The organism is Anabaena sp. UHCC 0204 (genome assembly GCF_009711975.1).
In the GTDB taxonomy this organism is placed as follows: domain Bacteria; phylum Cyanobacteriota; class Cyanobacteriia; order Cyanobacteriales; family Nostocaceae; genus Dolichospermum.
Genome location: NZ_VIKW01000002.1, coordinates 285724 through 302799, shown reverse-complemented (window position 1 = coordinate 302799; position 17076 = coordinate 285724). Strand labels below are relative to the sequence as shown.

The window sequence follows — 17076 nt, the reverse complement described above, 5'->3', positions numbered from 1 at the left end:
TCAGTAGAAATACTGTTATACAGTTTATCAACATCACAAGATAACAAGATCCCCGACTGATTAAATAAGTCGGGGATCTCAAAGTTTAGATAGATTTCACCTTTTCTAAGAATTAAACTCCCGTACTTTCAGCAAAGCGAATTTTCAGATAATCATCTTCCATTTTTGCTCCTGCTGGTTGCAATGCTGCTAAAGCTTGAGGTAATACCAAATTACGGCGATGATTACCAATAGTAATATTTAATTCATCTCCAGTTTTACTCAGTTGAACTTGACTTTTGGGAATATTGGGTAAATACAATTCCAAACAGTATTGGTTGTTATCTTGAACAATCCTAATTGTGGTTTCTTTATAATAAATCTGAGTTGGATCTTCGTCTTTGTACAGGGTTTCTTTCAACCTTTCTAAAGCTGCTAAACCACACAATTCTTCAGAATACAAGGGTACTTCCTTGACTGGCAGAGGCAAGAAATTAGCATGAATTTCTTGACGGTATTGTTCTTGATTTTCCTTCCAGCGTTGGAAAAATGGATCTGTTACTTCTTGGGGAATAATTCTGTTAGCAATAATTAAATCTGTGGCTACATTATACAAACTGAGATAAGCATGAGCGCGGAGAGATTCTTTAATTACCATTTTTTCGGGGTTGGTAACTAGACGCACTGAGGTTTGAGTATTATCAGTTAAAACTTTTTCCAAAGCTTCAATTTGCTCATAAAATTCATAAGGTGCGTCCATTACTTCTTTATCTGGTAAAGAAAACCCAGCAATGGGTTTGAAAAAAGGTTCTACCAGTGGTCTCAAAGCAACGGAAATATTTTGGAAAGGTTTGTAAAAACGGCGCATATACCAGCCGCCAACTTCAGGCAAACTTAACAGTCGTAATGCTGTTCCCGTGGGGGCTGAATCAATAATTAAAACATCATATTCCCCTTCATCATAATGACGTTTCATTCTCACCAAGCCGAAAATTTCATCCATACCTGGTAAAATTGCTAGTTCTTCCGCTTGTATGCCATCTAAACCTCTAGCTTGGAGAACTTGGGTAATGTAGCGTTTCACAGCCCCCCAATTACCTTCTAATTCTTGGAGAGCGTCTAATTCTGCACCCCACAAATTAGGACGAACTAGGCGAGAGTCATGTCCTAACTCGATATCAAAGCTATCTGCAAGGGAGTGGGCGGGGTCTGTACTTAAAACTAATGTCCGATAGCCAAGTTCTGCACAACGAAGTCCAGTGGCTGCGGCAACGGAGGTTTTACCCACACCACCTTTCCCTGTCATTAAAATTACTCGCATGGATGATTCCTTCTTGCCTGAAGTTTGTTTACATTTATTTACATTATGATTGGTTTTTCGAGGAAATGAAATGCTGCTTCATTACGTCTAAGGATGAACAGTGCCAATAATCAATATGAGAAATAATTAAATTATCAACATTCAGACGTAATTCACTCCAACCAGAAATAGAAATTCGCGGTTTCCAAGGAAGTGGCGAATTCCAACTCAGAGTCCATTCAGTTTTAATGATTTCTTCCTGACGTTGGATGTTATGCAAATCCATTTGTAGATTCAAAAAAAAGGTCTGGATAAATTTAATCATCCATTTATAAAGCTCAATTCCCCGAAACTTGAAAACAGCATCTTGAAAATAAACATCTTTTGCATAAATGCTGTAAGTTTGATTAGCAGGAAATTTAGCATAATCAGCTTTGAGAGTTTCAATAATATCCATAAATTCACAGAAGTAGTAGGAGATAAAAATAGTCTCAAATCTAGGTTATTAAGCGTTGTCAATTATCAATTATCTAACCAATCCCTACTTATTGACAAAATTACCTATGATAGATTGAAGCTTTACTCTGGCATAATCTCTTTCTTCTAGAGGTAAACGGGATAAAGCAAATTCAAAATCATCGAGTTTTTCAGTTAGGGCATTGACCAATTCTTCTTGACCTTCTGTGATACTAAATTCAGATTTTTCTAGCTCAACTTCTAGAGAACCTAAAATTAAACCCTTTTGATTATATTGTGCTAATAAATCAAACTCATCTTCTACTTCTGGTTCTATTTCAGGACTAATCATTTCTGATTTAGTAATATCTAGAATCTCCTCGGTTGTACAGTCTAAATTAGCTTGTGCTGCTCTTAATAGCTGTGCTGCTTCTTTGATTTTTTCATGTGCTACTTGTTGCATGATTTTTTCCTTCTCTAAAAGCAAAGATAATTCTTCTTGAGAATCTAATAATGCTTGTTGCTGCTCTTCTATTTTGGCTAATTTTTCTTTGATTTGAGTTTGGAGTTGTGCGAGTGTCATGCTCTGGATTCCTTGGAGGATGTTTGAAAAGGAAAGTTTTGAGGAGTCAAATTATATGCGAATCCCCTCACTATAATACGGATCATAGTCAGCTATATCAAGCTCTCAGATGTTTCAGTCTATAACTCATCATCTCTGACAAATTGCCGACACCGCACGCCCAAAGGTTCGTTCCACCACCTATTACCTATCACCTATCACCTATCACCTATTACCTGTCACCTGTCACCTGTCACCTGTCACCTAATTACTACAGTTCACCCCAAAGACTTTCTAATCGTCGCCGCCAAGCTGCTAAAACTTGTTCTCTACCCTGGGGATTTTGGTCAATATCTCCTAATAATCCTTCTGCATAAAAACGATCTAGATTCTGCATAGTTGCTTCTAGAGATTGTCCCTGTTGTTTTGCAGCTTGAATAATTTCGCGGATACGGGTTTCTACTAGATTATTGAAAACATCATTGACACCTGCTTGATACAATGAAATTAGACGAGCGATCGCATTTGCAAAATCCGCATTCACCAAAGTGCCGCTATTATGCTGAAATACTCCCCAGACTACCCCATCATATAAAGCATAGCGAGTTTCTTGGGTGTCATCAAAGTTAGCCTCTAGAACCTGTTTTAAAAATGGTTCAGCTTCTTGCAAAGGCATAATTGGCAGTAAGATCCGTAACCATGTATTATCTTCTGAAAGCAGTACCAACAAGCGAAAATCAGCAGTTTCGATTTGCCAAGATCCAGGGGCAATAGATTTTACAACTTCAGCACTAAATAACTCTGCTAACGTCCCTGCTATTTCTTCCAGTGTCATAATTATCCCTGAACTTTACGATCTAGGGTAACGCTTTCTGGATGATTAAATCTCTCAAAAATCAATTTAACGGCTGATATATGTCATTAGAGGCAGGATTAAGATAAGGATGCTGCACGTCAATCAGGTGTTGGGCAAAGTGTTGATTGATCATGTCTATCCGTTCTTCAAGGGCATTTTTACCTTTATCCCACGCTTCCAATAAGGCATTGGCCACGATTTGACAACGGTTCATGCCAAAGCTTTCTTGAGGGGCAAATTTTTGATTTGGTTCTTCTGCTAAACCTAAACCCGGTGCTAAAAATTTTGTAAATAAGGGTATTTCTGATTGAAAATGGGCTTGATGTTGTTGATAAATCTCTCGCAGAATAGTCCGAATTGTGGGATAGTCTAGGCGTTCAAAGTGCAGTACACCGGCATCATAACGCCCATAGGCAGCGGGATTATAAAGAACCTGAAAACTAAAAGGAATTTTGGCGTTATTTAATGCTTCTGTTAAGCTATCCATGAGAGCGATCGCTCCCGTTGATGTCACATTAAAATAAATCCGTCCCACTGTCAAATCAGTATGTTCTGGGGGATTTTGGCTTTCTACACCCATATTACTTACTGCCACATAACAGCCATTTTGGAGGCGATTTTTAGGCATCCATATTGCTATTAATTCCCCAACTTTAGGAGACTTTTTCCGGGATTTAAGATGACATTCTGGCTCAATATATAATGTTAAACCATTTTTAATAACTGCCATACTCCCATCAGGTTCAATTCTCAAAACCTGCCAATTGGGTTCATAATTGCCTGTACCATGATTATGATGATGCAGTTGTTCATAAAAATCTCCATCTACACCCAAGCTATTATTTTCAATTGAATTTAGCTGTGGTTGATAATTATGACTATTTGCTGCTAAAACTGTTTGCAGTGAGCCATTATAATAAATACCATAAAGGAAATTCCGCAGAAGTATGTTCAAATACTTCTGTTGTAGAGAGGGTGAATTTTGTTGAAACCTATTTGCCACAGTAGCGGGTAAAGCAAAAGGTTGATAATGAGGATGGTAAATACAAAAATTAGGTTCAATCTGGATATTACTGGCAATATCGAACAATGAATTTACGATTTGGCTGGTAGAGTCTTCAAGCATCAAAACATTCACACCTCAAACTTCAGAAAAATATATATGTAAACATTAGGACTTACGCAAAATATCTCTGAAACTCTCTTTTCTTCGTGTTCTTCGTTCCTTCGTGGTTCGTTCTTTCGTGACTTGTGCGTAAGTCCTGAACATAAAGAACCATATTAGTTAACAACCCCGCAGACGAGTTTTTTCGTAATAAAGGCGGACTAATTGTTGTTCCTTGTCTGGCTGGGGAAGTTTTTGAAGTCTGGCGACAGATTGGAAAATTTCTAATTCAGATATGCCAAAAATAGTTAATACAGATTGCTCTGGCATTATCAATAAATTTTTAGCAATTTGGAACATACACACATGACTATGATCAAAATATTTTTGGCATTCCATTCTGTTTTGAATCTGTTGAATTAATGCCAAACCCGTAAACTTAATTACCCGCATAATGAAGTCCCGATGATATTCTAAAATCATGGGAAAAGCATCAAGATAAGCCCGAATTAAAGCCAGGATTGAAGGTTGTAAGATTTCTAGAGGAATCATGGCTGAATTCAAAGATTCTTCTAACTCTAATGTTGGATCAACGATCAGACTAGAAAGCCAAATTCTTAAATAACTTGCTAACAGAGTTCCTAAATCAAAAGCCGGATCTCCCCACGCGCAAGCTTCCCAGTCAATCAGCCGTACTAAGCAGTTATCTAGCTGTTCCCATCGAGAATGAACCAAAATATTGCTTAACTGTAAATCGTTATGAGTTAAACAACAAGGTTTCCATTCGTAAGCTAAATCAGCAATTGCCGATTCTAAACTTTCGTATTGTTGATAAAGACGATAAAATTGTAGCGCCTCAGTAGGAATTGTTCCAAATGTTTCTGGAGTTATTGATGGTATACCTTGGGCAGGATTGTAAAAATTATAGCGAAACTCTCCTGCGGGAGCAGTAGCCATAAAATCACGATACTCACGTTTATTAAACGTAGCTCGATGTAATCCTGCTAACGTAGTACCAATAGCGATCGCTATTTCTGGAGGAAAAATACTGCTGTGATCATAAAACTTTCCTAGTTCCAGATATTCGCTTAAGTAGCTCCGTACAAGGATAGAATTCTTCTCATCAAAGTGCAGCAATGATGAAGCGATCGCGCCAATATTCCCAATTACGGGAAATTTCTGTAATAACTGATGAAATAGCCACTCATTAAAAAATTCGTGGGAATTGTGATCACTATTAATTTTACGTTCTTGTTTAATGAGCAGTTGGCGATTATCTGCCAGCATTACCAGTAAATTCCAATTCTTATTGCTATTTTCTGGCAATACAGATTTATATGCAGCGCCATCTTCTGAGCTACACAGCCCTGCCTGTTGCAGATACTGGATAACATTTTGAGAAGATAGTGATGATAACATGAATTATTTCCTAGTTATTTAAATGGCTAAAGAATGACCACAGTCAAGATTGAGATGGCTGTAGCAGTTCTTAGTTAATGGTAAAAAATTTACGAACTTTTGCTACTATCTACTAATATCCCATTTGTGTCGGAAAGACCTGCCAAAATGGCAATATTAGCTATTTTTTTACTTTCTAGTCTACGGAAGAAACTATAAAATCTTTACAATATCTGTAGTAGAGCTTTGCACCTTGAATAACAACATTACTGTTCCAGAAATGATTGGTAGTAGATATCAACCGGAAACAATGGTTACTTATGGTAGTCAGTGATCCATGTTTCCCCTGGGTATGTTAGTAATTTAGCCTGAATGTTATCAGTATTATTTTACTACTATCCCCAATCCTCTCTACTTTAATATATAAATCGCTACACTTGTATTCCTGTAGGTATAAGTTTTAAATTACTGCTCACGGGTGTTCTAACTCACTATTATCTGAAAATAACCATTCTATATTAATATTAATGTACTAACGAAACTTGACTAAAATCCTGCCAACCAAGATAAAAATGCCATAGTCAAAAGTCACCATTATACTTAAATTCATGGTGAGAGATAATTTACCCAGTTGATTGATGGATCATCTAGCAATGCCTACGGCAAATTCTACATCTTATACAACAGTTCAATTTCTGCAACGCCAAGCTGCCTCCCTTTTACTGTACCAATCTATCTTGGCAAGTGAAGTGGGTAGCACCTTTCTCAACCTATTACAAACCATCCGTTATGCTGATGTAGATGGGCGGGATTGCCTCCAAGCTTATGGTAGTTATTTTCAAGCTTTAGCCAGTAGTCATCAAACCTGGGAAGAATACCTAATTAAACAAATCCTGATTGCAGATAATCCGTTTACCAAATTGGCGCAACAGCAGGAATTTAGTCAATTACCCCCAGCTTTAGTAGCTGCTGTCAAACATGACTTACAAATATTACAAACTTTGTATGAATGTAATAGTGCAGTTCTGAGCGAATGGGTACAAATGGCTACTCATTTACCTATTTCTCCCGTCGTTTGGTATCGAGAACCAGAAGCAGTAGGGATAGAGACAGGTTTAATGGTATCTATTCCCCAGTTAGATAATTGGGGTGATGCTGTAGAAGATTTAGCCATTTATTATCAACTACATGGAACTGGTTTATTTGCCCAATATCCGGCTTTTCGTTGGCAAAGTGGGCAATTAGTGGGTATTGCCTATCCTGATTCCGTGAAACTGTCTACACTAGTAGGTTACGAGTGGCAAAAAGATGCTTTAGTAAAAAATACAGAGTTTTTATTGTCAGGAGAAACAGCACTGCACGTATTACTTTATGGTAGCCGTGGTTCAGGCAAGTCTTCTTTAGTTAAAGCCTTGTTAAATGAGTACAGTCATAGAAACTTGCGCCTAATAGAAGTGTCTAAATCAGAGTTGCCAGATTTACCCAAAATTGTCGAACAGTTGCGAGGAGTTCCCCAGAAATTTATTATCTTTGTAGATGATCTTTCCTTTGAAGAAGATGATGATACCTTTAAAGCAATGAAAGTAGTTTTAGAAGGAAATGTAACTGCCAGACCCGAAAATGTGGTTGTATATGCTACTTCTAACCGTCGCCACTTAATCCGGGAATATTTCACTGATAGACCAAATCCCAAGGATAATCAGGAAGTTCATGGGTGGGATACAATGCAAGAAAAATTATCTTTTAGCGATCGCTTTGGTTTAACATTAACCTTTGAAGCAGCAGATCAAAAAACCTATTTACAAATAGTCCAGCACCTAGCAGCAAATATCAATATTTCCCCCCAAGATTTAGAATTCAAAGCTTTACAATGGGCAACCCATCATAATGGACGTTCTGGCAGAACCGCCAGACAATTTGTAGACTTTTTAAAAGCAGATTTAGCCGTTTTTGGCGACAATAACAATATCATTTCTGAGTCATAATTACAATCATTTACCATGTAATGAAACCATAATTATCACTGTATACTTACGAAACAAAATGTGAGGAATAATGACTTTAATTACTAGTAATTCTAACAACTTAACTACACTAAAATCTAGCAAGGTGCAACCAACAATAGTTAGTTATCGAATCGTGCTAGGAATAGCTGCATTTAGTGTAAGTTTTGGTTTAAGTCTTGTCCCCAACTGGGATTTTCCTAAAGCCTTTTTAACCGGAATAATTACAGTTCTAGCCACATATTCAGCCGCATTTCTGGTCGAGAAACGTCGCCGAACTGATGAACTGAGAATGATTGGTTCTCTTCATAGACGTATCCGAGATATAGAAGGATTAAAATCCCGTCTTGTTAGGGAAATGCAGCAATTAGAAGAATATAGAAATTTATTGTATACAGAAACTCAACAGCTAGAAAATCAAATTGGTGATTGTCGTAGTCAAAGAGACAGTCTACATCGAGATATAGGTAATTTAGCTGCTCAAAAAAAGCAAATTGAAACTGAAATTTATAACCTCACCAATGAATTTACAAACCTAGAAAATAGTAATATAGAACTGAATAATAATTGTAATAATCTCATCTCCGAAAAACGGAAATTAGAATTGAGTTGCAATGTATCCCGCGCCGAACTTCACCAAATACAACCTCAAATTGATGTTCTTAAAAAAGAAAAACAAGAACTAGAAAACGATGTCATTCTTTTAGAAAGACTCAAACCTCAATTAGAAGAAAAACTCTATGAACTAAGAATAGAATCTCAAAATCAGGAACTGAAAATCTCTAAACAACATGAGTTAATAGCACAAACAACTACAACAAAAGAAAATTTAGAGAATACCCTTAATTCTTTACAAAATAAAACATTAGCCCAACAAACAGAAAGTCATCAACTACAAAACCAAATTTCCCTATTACAAGATGAAAGAGACTCGTTACAAAATCAAGTTTGGGAATTACTCCAACAAATAGAAACAGTTAATTCCGAAACATTATCCACAAGCAATGAAGAAGACAATGAAGATAATATTGATTTATTTCCCTTTGATGAATTACTACAACCATTAGATTTCGTTGATCATGAAAACCAACATCTAGACAATTTACCCACAGAGTGGCATAATTTCTTAGAAAATCTCCCAGCTTCGGAAATTCAAGTCTTACAAGCTATCTTGGAACAAGAGAATCCTAAAGCTACCATTAAACAAATTGCCGAAGCCAATATTACCATGCCCAACCTTTTAATTGATGCTATTAATGAAATTGCCAATAATACAATTGGTGAATTAATCATCGAAACCAACACCGAAATTCCCGAAATTGCTCAAGAACATTTATTAAATGTGAAAACCATCATCAGCAAATATTCAGAAATCAAAAATTAAAAATCTAAATACTTATGAAATAAACTATTGATTCTTCCTCCTTCCTCCTACTCCTGTAATGGCGAAGTATTCGGACGATAAATTATCGGTTTTTTTTCAAGTAGGGGCGAAGCATTCGGGTGATTAATTATCGGTTTTTTCCCAAGTTTATTTTCCGAATGCTTCGCCCTTACACTGAATGCTGATGCTTCCAGTCCCGTCAGGGATACGCCCCTACGACTCCTTAATTCCTTGATTCCTGAAACTACATGACAAAACTTAAACTTTCAAAAAAAATATCCACTGCTTTAATTAATTCTCTTAGTGCTGGAGTAGTCCCTAGAATAGGAATTGAACATATAGCAGTAGGTAGAGAACAAGAACTTAATAGCCTTTTACAAAATCTCAATGATATAGCAGAAGGTGTCACTGCATTTCGCTTTATAATTGGCAACTATGGCTCAGGAAAAAGCTTCATGTTGCAAATGATTCGTAACCGCGCCATGGAGCAAGGATTTGTCGTTGCTGACGCTGATTTATCCTCTCAACACCGACTAGCAGGAAGTCATAACGAAGGTTTAGCAACCTATCGAGAATTAATGAGTCATCTCGCTACAAAAACTCGTCCTGACGGTGGAGCATTAATTTCTATTTTGGAAGGTTGGATTAATAAAATTCAGCAAGAAGTAGCTCAAGAAACAGGAATGCGTCCCAATGATGACGGTTTTGATGACAAAGTAGAAACCAAAATTAGAGAAGTCATTCAATATATTGAAGACTTAGTTCATGGCTTTGATTTTGGTAGTGTAATAATTGCATATTGGCGCGGTTATCGCCTAGATGATGATGATTTGAAAAATGCGTCTTTGCGCTGGTTAAGAGGTGAATTTAATACTAAAACAGAAGCTAAAGCTGCATTAGGAGTGCGTGTTATTATTGACGATGATAGTTGGTATGATTACATCAAATTATTAGCTAAATTTGTGGCTGAAATTGGCTATAAAGGTATATTAATTTTCTTAGATGAAGCTGTAAATTTGTACCAAATATCTCCAACAGTTACCCGTGAAAAAAACTATAATCGGCTTTTGGCAATGTTTAACGACACTATGCAATGTAAAGCCGAAAATTTAGGTATTTTCATTGGGGGAACAACAAAGTTTTTAGAAGATCCAAATCGAGGGCTTTTTGCTGACCAAGCTTGGCGCAGACGCACAAAAGAAAGCCGTTTTTCTACCCAAGCTGGTGTTCAGGAATATATGGGGCCAGTTATTCGCCTTAACCCCCTCACAGCAACAGAAATTCTCACACTTCTACAACGATTGACAGAAATTCATGCTCTTAATCTTGGTTATGACAAAACTTTAAATAATTCCCAACTAGAGGAATTTATTCAAGAAATTATCACTCGCTTGGGTGCTGAAGCTTTACTCACACCAGGGGAAATTATCCGAGATTTTATTAGTGTTTTGAATGTGATCTATCAAAATCCGAAAATTAAATTTTCCGAATTAATTCATGGTTCTAAATTCCAACCCACTGCTACGGGAAAAGATAGTAGTTTAGATGATAATGATGCCGCAGAATTTACTCTCTAATAACTGGTAAATCTAGCCAATTACTAAGTTCTTCAGCTAACCAATCTAACTCGATGGTAGTAACAGCAAAAGCCTTATCTCTACCCGTGAAAATTTCATATTTTAGCATTCCTGCCCAGATAATTAAACATGGACGAGGCTCATTATTATGGTAAATATTAGTTCTTTCTAAGCGAATAATATTTTTTCTGAGACTAGGACGAATTTGATGACGATTAATAGAAAATAATTCATGACTCAAAGAGATTTGTCTCTTATTGATATAAATTCTTTTCCTCCCAAATAAACAAATAGATATTATTAATAATAATATCAGGAAATTAAGTGGAGCTATAATAGGTGCAAACATCATATGCAAAAGAGGTACAATTGCTATAGTAAAAGAAAGTGATATACTGGCGAGAAAATACCACTTCAACATTACTAATACTATAGGAAATCCCCTAGCTGGTGGAATAATAATTTCTATAAAATCATCATCCTTATTTAAAATTACTTTGCTACCAACAGGCTTTCCTAAATATAAATTAGCTGATTTTACGGAAATGGGAATTTGCTTTTTGGAAAAAATTAAACTTTTTAAAGCCTTTTCCGCAGAACCCAATCTTCTACTTAACATAGGTTCTGTCATTTTCCTTAACCAATTACTAAAACCAGGACTAACATTAGCCGCTTGTTCAAATTTAATGATTAAGTCTTCTTGTGGTAAATCGGCTGGGTGTTGACCTGTGATTAAATAAATTAAAGTTGCACCCAAACCATAAAGATCAGAAGCAGGAGTAGCTTTACCACTAAATTGTTCTGGTGGCATATATCCATAACTACCAACAACAGTCATGGTACTATTGCTTCTGACAATAGTTTGCACCGAACCAAAATCTACTAAATAAACATCACCAACACTATTACCAGAACGATTCGTTAATAGGATGTTACTGGGTTTGATATCACGATGAATTACAGGAGGTTGACGATTATGTAAATAGGTGAGAATATTTAAAATTGCTTTTGCTAATTCTCTCACCTCAGATTCGCTAAAACTCCGTCCTGCTTTTATTTGTGTTTCTAAAGATTCAGCCGGAATATAACTTTGTATTAGTGCAAATCCTTTATATTCAGGTGTATCTAACTCAAAATAATCTAAATAGTGGGGAATTGCTGGATGAGAAATTGCTTTGAGGGTTTCTGCTTCCCGTTCAAACAGTTTCAAGTCATCCCATTGAAAGTCATCATCAAATGATAGCAGTTTAATTACCACCAGTTCTTGCGTTTGTAAATCACGGGTTAGTAAAGTTCGTCTTCCTGCTTTTTTACCGAGTTGCTGCTGCACCTCGTAGCGTTCCAATAATATTTCCTTTGCAGAGTTCCCAGGATTTTGACTTGTCATATCGCTGACTGTATAGCTTTGGTACTTTTATAATTTTACTACTTCTGCCTATGCCACAGTAATATTACGCAAGCAAATAATCAAATTTAAATTTCAGCCTGTTTCCAATAGCTATGAACAACAACACATTTTCTCAACTTGCACCCTTTATTCAAGAATATATTTATCTTCACAATTGGACAGAATTAAGACCTGTACAAATTGCCGCTTGTGAAGTTATATTTAATACGGATGCTCATTTACTAATTGCGGCTGCTACGGCTGCGGGAAAAACGGAAGCAGCATTTTTACCAATATTAACCTTATTATATCAAAAGCCAACAAGGACGATAAATGTATTGTATATTAGTCCTATTAAAGCTTTAATTAATGATCAATTTACTCGCCTCAACGATTTGCTAAAGACCGCAGATATATCTGTATGTTCTTGGCACGGTGATATTAATCAAAGTCGTAAACACAAACTTTTAAAAAATCCCCAAGGTATTCTCCAAATTACTCCAGAATCTCTAGAAAGTTTATTAATTAATAAACACCAGGAACTTATTCGGTTATTTGGTAATTTGCAGTTTGTGATTATTGATGAAATTCATGCTTTCATGGGTTCAGAACGGGGTTGTCAAATTATTTGTCAATTACAGCGGTTAGAAAAATTAACTCAAACTCAACCTCGACGTATTGGTTTATCCGCAACTCTTGGTGATTACTCAATGGCGGAATCTTGGTTAAGTTCAGGAACAAATAAATCTGTAATTACGCCAAAGCTAGAAGCCGGAAACCGCCAAGTGAAATTAGCTGTAGAACATTTTTATATTGATCAGGAAATTGAAGAATCAGACTATGATAATTATATTTTTAATTTAAGTAAATCTCGTAAATGTCTGATATTTGCTAACAATCGCACTCAAACAGAATCTATTATTTCTTCATTGCGTCAAATAGCCAAAACAGAAGGATTTCCAGATATATATCATGTTCATCATGGTAGTATATCTGCTAGTTTACGACAATCTGCGGAAAATGCTATGCGTGAACCTCATACTCCGGCTGTGACTGCGGCAACTTTAACTCTGGAATTAGGCATAGATATTGGTGAGTTAGAAAGAGTTATTCAATTAGAATCACCTTTATCTGTTGCTAGTTTTTTACAAAGATTAGGACGGAGTGGGAGAAGAGGTGAATCTGCTGATATGCGGTTTATTTGTGGAGAAGAAAAACCATTATCAGAGGCTTCTTTACCGGAACAAATTCCTTGGCAACTTTTACAATCTATTGCAATTATTCAGCTTTATTTAGAAGAACGTTGGATTGAACCAATAAAACCGATTAAATATCCTTTAAGTTTATTATATCATCAAACTATGAGTATTTTAGCGGCTAAAGGAGAAATTTCTCCGGCTGCACTTGCTAAGGAAATTTTCCAACTTTCACCATTTGCTAATTTTGCTAAGGATGATTATTTATTATTATTACGTTATTTAATTGATATTAATCATCTTCAAAAAACTGAACAAGGTAAATTAATGATTGGTTTAGCTGGTGAAAAGATAGTCAATAGATTTCAATTTTATGCAGTTTTCGCTGAGAGTCAAGAATATAAAGTTAAACATGGAGGAACAGAAATTGGGAGTATTGTGATCCTTCCTGCGGTGGGTAGTCAATTTTCTTTAGCCGGTAAAAGTTGGGAAGTATTAGAAGTTGATTTTAAAAAAAGAACTATTCTTGTTAAGCAATTTGAGGGTAAAGCTACTATTTATTGGCGTGGTGGTGGTGGTATTATTCATAGTAAAATTTTACAAAGAATGCGGCAGGTTTTATTAGAGGATAAGAACTATGCTTATTTACAAAAAAATGCTCAACAAAGGTTAAATGCAGTTTGTGAATTAGCAAGAAAATATGAATTAGATAAAAACAATATTTTGTTATTAGAAAATGGTAAATGCTGTATTTTTCCTTGGTTGGGTACAGTAGCTTATCGGACTTTGGAAAGATTGTTAAATTCCTTTTGTCGAGAATCTTTAGAAATTAGGAATATTGGTGGTGTAAATCCCTATTATTTAATTTTAAAATTAGGAAAAGATAAATTTAAATCTGTTTATCCAGAAATTTTGTCTTTATGTGAACAAAGAATTTCTCCAGAACATTTAGTTAGTGAAGCAGAAGCACCGGAAATTAATAAGTATGATCAGTTTATTCCTTATCCACTTTTAAGAAAAGCGTTTGTTTATGATTATTTAGATATGGAAGAACTGAGACAAATAGTTAAGTTTTGGAATAATTAATGTAAGTTGCTAGTTAGGGAAATTGTCTAAATTAGGATTTAAGGATTTACAGAATTAAGGGTGAGATTTTATCAAGGGAAATTGTCTGAATCAGGATTTACAGGATTAAGAATGAGATTTTATTACCAATTACCAATTACCAATTACCAATTACCAATTACCTAACAACTTGAGTTATTACTGTTGGAATACAACTAATATGAGAATTTTCTGTTAAGGTATAAATAAATACGGTTCAGTTAAGCGACAGCGCAACCAAACAAAATCTATAAAATGTTGGGTTTACTTGTGTCAATTCCACCTACAGAATTAAGGTTCTAGAATTAAGTGAACTGTAATAAACCAATTATATTCATAATATTATGCACAGGTTATTATCTGGGGCTTTGAGTACGGAAAAAGTGATAGTGAAAATTGCCAATTTACCTCCATCTTTAGATGGTATTAAGCTGGTACAGATGTCAGATTTTCACTATGATAATGGGAGGTTATCAGAAAAGATGTTAACAGAAGCGATCGCCGTTAGCAATGCAGCTAGTCCAGATTTAGTGATTTTAACTGGTGACTATGTTAACACAGTAGCAAAACCAATTCATCAATTAGCATTAAAACTGAAAAATCTCCAAAGTCGTTACGGTGTCTATGCTGTATTGGGAAATCATGATATTTATTATCCTAGTTCTAGATTAGAAATTACAAATGCTTTAAAAAATACGGGTATAAATGTACTTTGGAATCAAATTGCTTACCCGTTGGGAGAAAAATTACCGCTAGTGGGATTAGCCGATTTTTATTCACGGGAATTTAATCCAGAATTAATAATGAATCAACTTGATTCAACTACACCCCGGCTTTTGTTATCCCATAATCCAGATACAGCAGAAATTTTAAAAAACTGGCGTGTAGATTTACAATTATCTGGTCATACTCATGGGGGACAAATTGTAATTCCTGGTCTGGGTCCGGCAATACTTTATTATATCAAAATCCTGGAAAAAATACCGAAGAAAATTCGGCGGAAGTTGCCATTTTTACGGCAAACTCATGCTATATTACGTCATTGGCAATGGTCAGAGGGTTTACATCAGGTGGGAAATAATCAATTATATGTAAATCGTGGTTTGGGAACTTATTTACCAGGACGCTTATTTTGTCCACCAGAAGTTACTATCATTACGTTAGCAGGAAGATGAAATTATAACTTTTCTAAAGACTTTCCATGGAAAATCTCTACATCTTGGTTTCAGTAACTCCCCCAATTGAGTATTAAAAATAGTAAGATAGAAATTCAGAATTAATTTGTGATTTCTTATGTCTGCTACGCCGTTTGTATCTCAAGTAGATTTACTCGACTCCGAAAAATCTCAACTTCTTCCCCCCCTGCTTGGTGCTTCGGTAACGGAGTTAACTGCTTGGGTACAGCAGCAGGGACAACCTAGTTATCGGGGTAAGCAATTGCATGATTGGATTTATAATAAGGGTGTGCGATCGCTCGCTGATATTTCTGCATTCCCGAAAAATTGGCGTTTAGAACTTGCAGATGTTCCCATTGGCCGCTCATCTCTACATTATCGCTCTGTTGCCCCTGATGATACAGTTAAATATCTTTTAAAATTGACGGATGGGGAAATTGTCGAAACGGTGGGTATTCCCAGTGATAAACGCTTAACTGTCTGTGTTTCTACACAAGTTGGTTGTCCCATGGCTTGTGATTTCTGCGCTACTGGTAAAGGTGGTTATAAGCGTAATCTTACCCGTGCGGAAATTGTTGATCAAGTTCTCACTGTCCAAGAGGATTTTAAACAACGAGTTAGTAACGTAGTATTCATGGGAATGGGTGAACCATTGTTGAATACAGAAAATGTGATTTTGGCGCTGAAATCTATTAATCAAGATATGGGCATAGGTGCGCGATCGCTGACATTATCTACTGTAGGTATCCGCGATCGCATTCGTCAACTAGCTGAACACCAATTACAAATTACCCTCGCTGTCAGTCTCCACGCACCAAACCAAGCACTACGAGAACAACTCATTCCCAGTGCTAAACCCTACCCCATTGAAGACTTATTAGACGAATGTCGAGAATATGTAGAAATAACAGGACGCAGAGTTAGTTTTGAATACATTCTTCTCGCTGGGGTAAATGATCTCCCAGAACACGCTTTAGAACTATCAAAACGGCTGCGGGGATTTCAAAGTCATGTTAATTTGATTCCCTACAATCCCATTGAAGAAGTAGATTATAAAAGACCAAACCGCGACAGAATCGAAACTTTTGTCAACGTTCTCCAACAACAAAATACTGCTGTTAGTGTTCGTTATTCTCGCGGTTTAGAAGCTGACGCTGCTTGTGGACAATTAAGAACTACTAAAAGGTAATAGGTAATAGGTGACAGGTGACAGGTGACAGGTGACAGGTGACAGGTGACAGGTGACAGGTGACAGGTAATAGGAGTAAGAAGCAAGAAGGGTAATATGTTAATTCTTCTCAGTCCCCTATTTCCTATCTTTTAGCGTAAATACCTGGTGCATAAGCCTCAATAACTTTACCAGTACGAGTGCAAGTTATCATCAGGTAATCACAGCTAGGGCATTGTGTTCTTGTAATTTGACTATCCGTAATGTAGTGACGTTCAGCCGCGCTACCGCAATTTGGGCAGTGAATTTTTTGTGATACTTGCATTTTAAAACCCCTGGATTAATAATTTTTGAAAAAAAGTGAAAAAAAATGGTTAATTATTGTGAACAAGCTTTATACAAAGAAAGTTCCTATTTTCTCTTATG

General features: G+C 36.1%; 14 protein-coding genes. 6 read left to right on the top strand and 8 right to left on the bottom strand.

Features of this window, described 5'->3' with window-relative positions; all coding sequences use genetic code 11:
• Window positions 1-112: 112 nt before the first annotated feature.
• From FJR04_RS02840 to FJR04_RS02815, 6 genes are all read right to left on the bottom strand, one after another.
• Window positions 113-1300, bottom strand: a complete 1188-nt coding sequence (locus FJR04_RS02840) for a TRC40/GET3/ArsA family transport-energizing ATPase (protein WP_168491609.1) — start codon at window positions 1298-1300, stop codon at window positions 113-115.
• A 43-nt stretch (window positions 1301-1343) separates the two neighbouring features.
• On the bottom strand, window positions 1344-1736 hold the full coding sequence (locus FJR04_RS02835) for a DUF2358 domain-containing protein (RefSeq protein ID WP_168491607.1): 393 nt from the start codon (window positions 1734-1736) through the stop codon (window positions 1344-1346).
• Window positions 1737-1820: 84 nt separating this feature from the next.
• Entirely contained in the window at window positions 1821-2318 is a 498-nt protein-coding gene (locus FJR04_RS02830) for a hypothetical protein (RefSeq protein ID WP_168491605.1), read from the bottom strand.
• Window positions 2319-2568: 250 nt separating this feature from the next.
• Window positions 2569-3132: a YbjN domain-containing protein gene (locus FJR04_RS02825; protein ID WP_168491603.1), complete on the bottom strand. Its 564-nt coding sequence runs from the start codon at window positions 3130-3132 to the stop codon at window positions 2569-2571.
• 61 nt (window positions 3133-3193) lie between these two features.
• Window positions 3194-4279 carry a T3SS effector HopA1 family protein gene (locus tag FJR04_RS02820; protein WP_168491601.1) on the bottom strand — a complete coding sequence of 362 codons (1086 nt, stop codon included), beginning with the start codon at window positions 4277-4279 and terminating at the stop codon, window positions 3194-3196.
• 159 nt (window positions 4280-4438) lie between these two features.
• Window positions 4439-5677 carry an aminoglycoside phosphotransferase family protein gene (locus tag FJR04_RS02815; protein WP_168491599.1) on the bottom strand — a complete coding sequence of 413 codons (1239 nt, stop codon included), beginning with the start codon at window positions 5675-5677 and terminating at the stop codon, window positions 4439-4441.
• 617 nt (window positions 5678-6294) lie between these two features.
• Between FJR04_RS02815 and FJR04_RS02810 the strand changes: the two genes are divergently transcribed.
• From FJR04_RS02810 to FJR04_RS02800, 3 genes are all read left to right on the top strand, one after another.
• Window positions 6295-7641, top strand: a complete 1347-nt coding sequence (locus FJR04_RS02810) for an ATP-binding protein (protein ID WP_168491598.1) — start codon at window positions 6295-6297, stop codon at window positions 7639-7641.
• 70 nt (window positions 7642-7711) lie between these two features.
• The gene (locus tag FJR04_RS02805) at window positions 7712-9043 is read left to right on the top strand and encodes a tellurite resistance TerB C-terminal domain-containing protein (protein WP_168491596.1); all 1332 of its coding nucleotides are present in this window, start codon (window positions 7712-7714) and stop codon (window positions 9041-9043) included.
• A gap of 248 nt (window positions 9044-9291) precedes the next feature.
• On the top strand, window positions 9292-10620 hold the full coding sequence (locus FJR04_RS02800; protein ID WP_168491594.1) for an ATP-binding protein: 1329 nt from the start codon (window positions 9292-9294) through the stop codon (window positions 10618-10620).
• Here FJR04_RS02800 and FJR04_RS02795 read toward each other — a convergent pair.
• Window positions 10610-12007, bottom strand: a complete 1398-nt coding sequence (locus FJR04_RS02795) for a serine/threonine-protein kinase (protein ID WP_168491592.1) — start codon at window positions 12005-12007, stop codon at window positions 10610-10612. The two genes, FJR04_RS02800 and FJR04_RS02795, sit on opposite strands and share 11 nt — an antisense overlap.
• A 113-nt stretch (window positions 12008-12120) precedes the next feature.
• On the opposite strand from FJR04_RS02795, the gene FJR04_RS02790 reads away from it, so the two are divergent.
• The 3 genes from FJR04_RS02790 (at window position 12121) to rlmN (ending at window position 16671) form a co-directional block, all read left to right on the top strand.
• A complete protein-coding gene (locus FJR04_RS02790; RefSeq protein ID WP_168491591.1) occupies window positions 12121-14289 on the top strand; it encodes a DEAD/DEAH box helicase in 2169 nt (722 codons plus the stop codon).
• 362 nt (window positions 14290-14651) lie between these two features.
• A complete protein-coding gene (locus tag FJR04_RS02785) occupies window positions 14652-15482 on the top strand; it encodes a metallophosphoesterase (RefSeq protein WP_168491589.1) in 831 nt (276 codons plus the stop codon).
• A gap of 118 nt (window positions 15483-15600) precedes the next feature.
• On the top strand, window positions 15601-16671 hold the full coding sequence (gene rlmN, locus FJR04_RS02780; RefSeq protein ID WP_168491587.1) for a 23S rRNA (adenine(2503)-C(2))-methyltransferase RlmN: 1071 nt from the start codon (window positions 15601-15603) through the stop codon (window positions 16669-16671).
• A gap of 124 nt (window positions 16672-16795) precedes the next feature.
• On the opposite strand, the gene FJR04_RS02775 is transcribed toward rlmN, so the two are convergent.
• Window positions 16796-16975, bottom strand: coding sequence for a replication restart DNA helicase PriA (locus FJR04_RS02775; RefSeq protein ID WP_168491585.1), 180 nt, complete (start codon window positions 16973-16975; stop codon window positions 16796-16798).
• Window positions 16976-17076 lie beyond the last annotated feature (101 nt).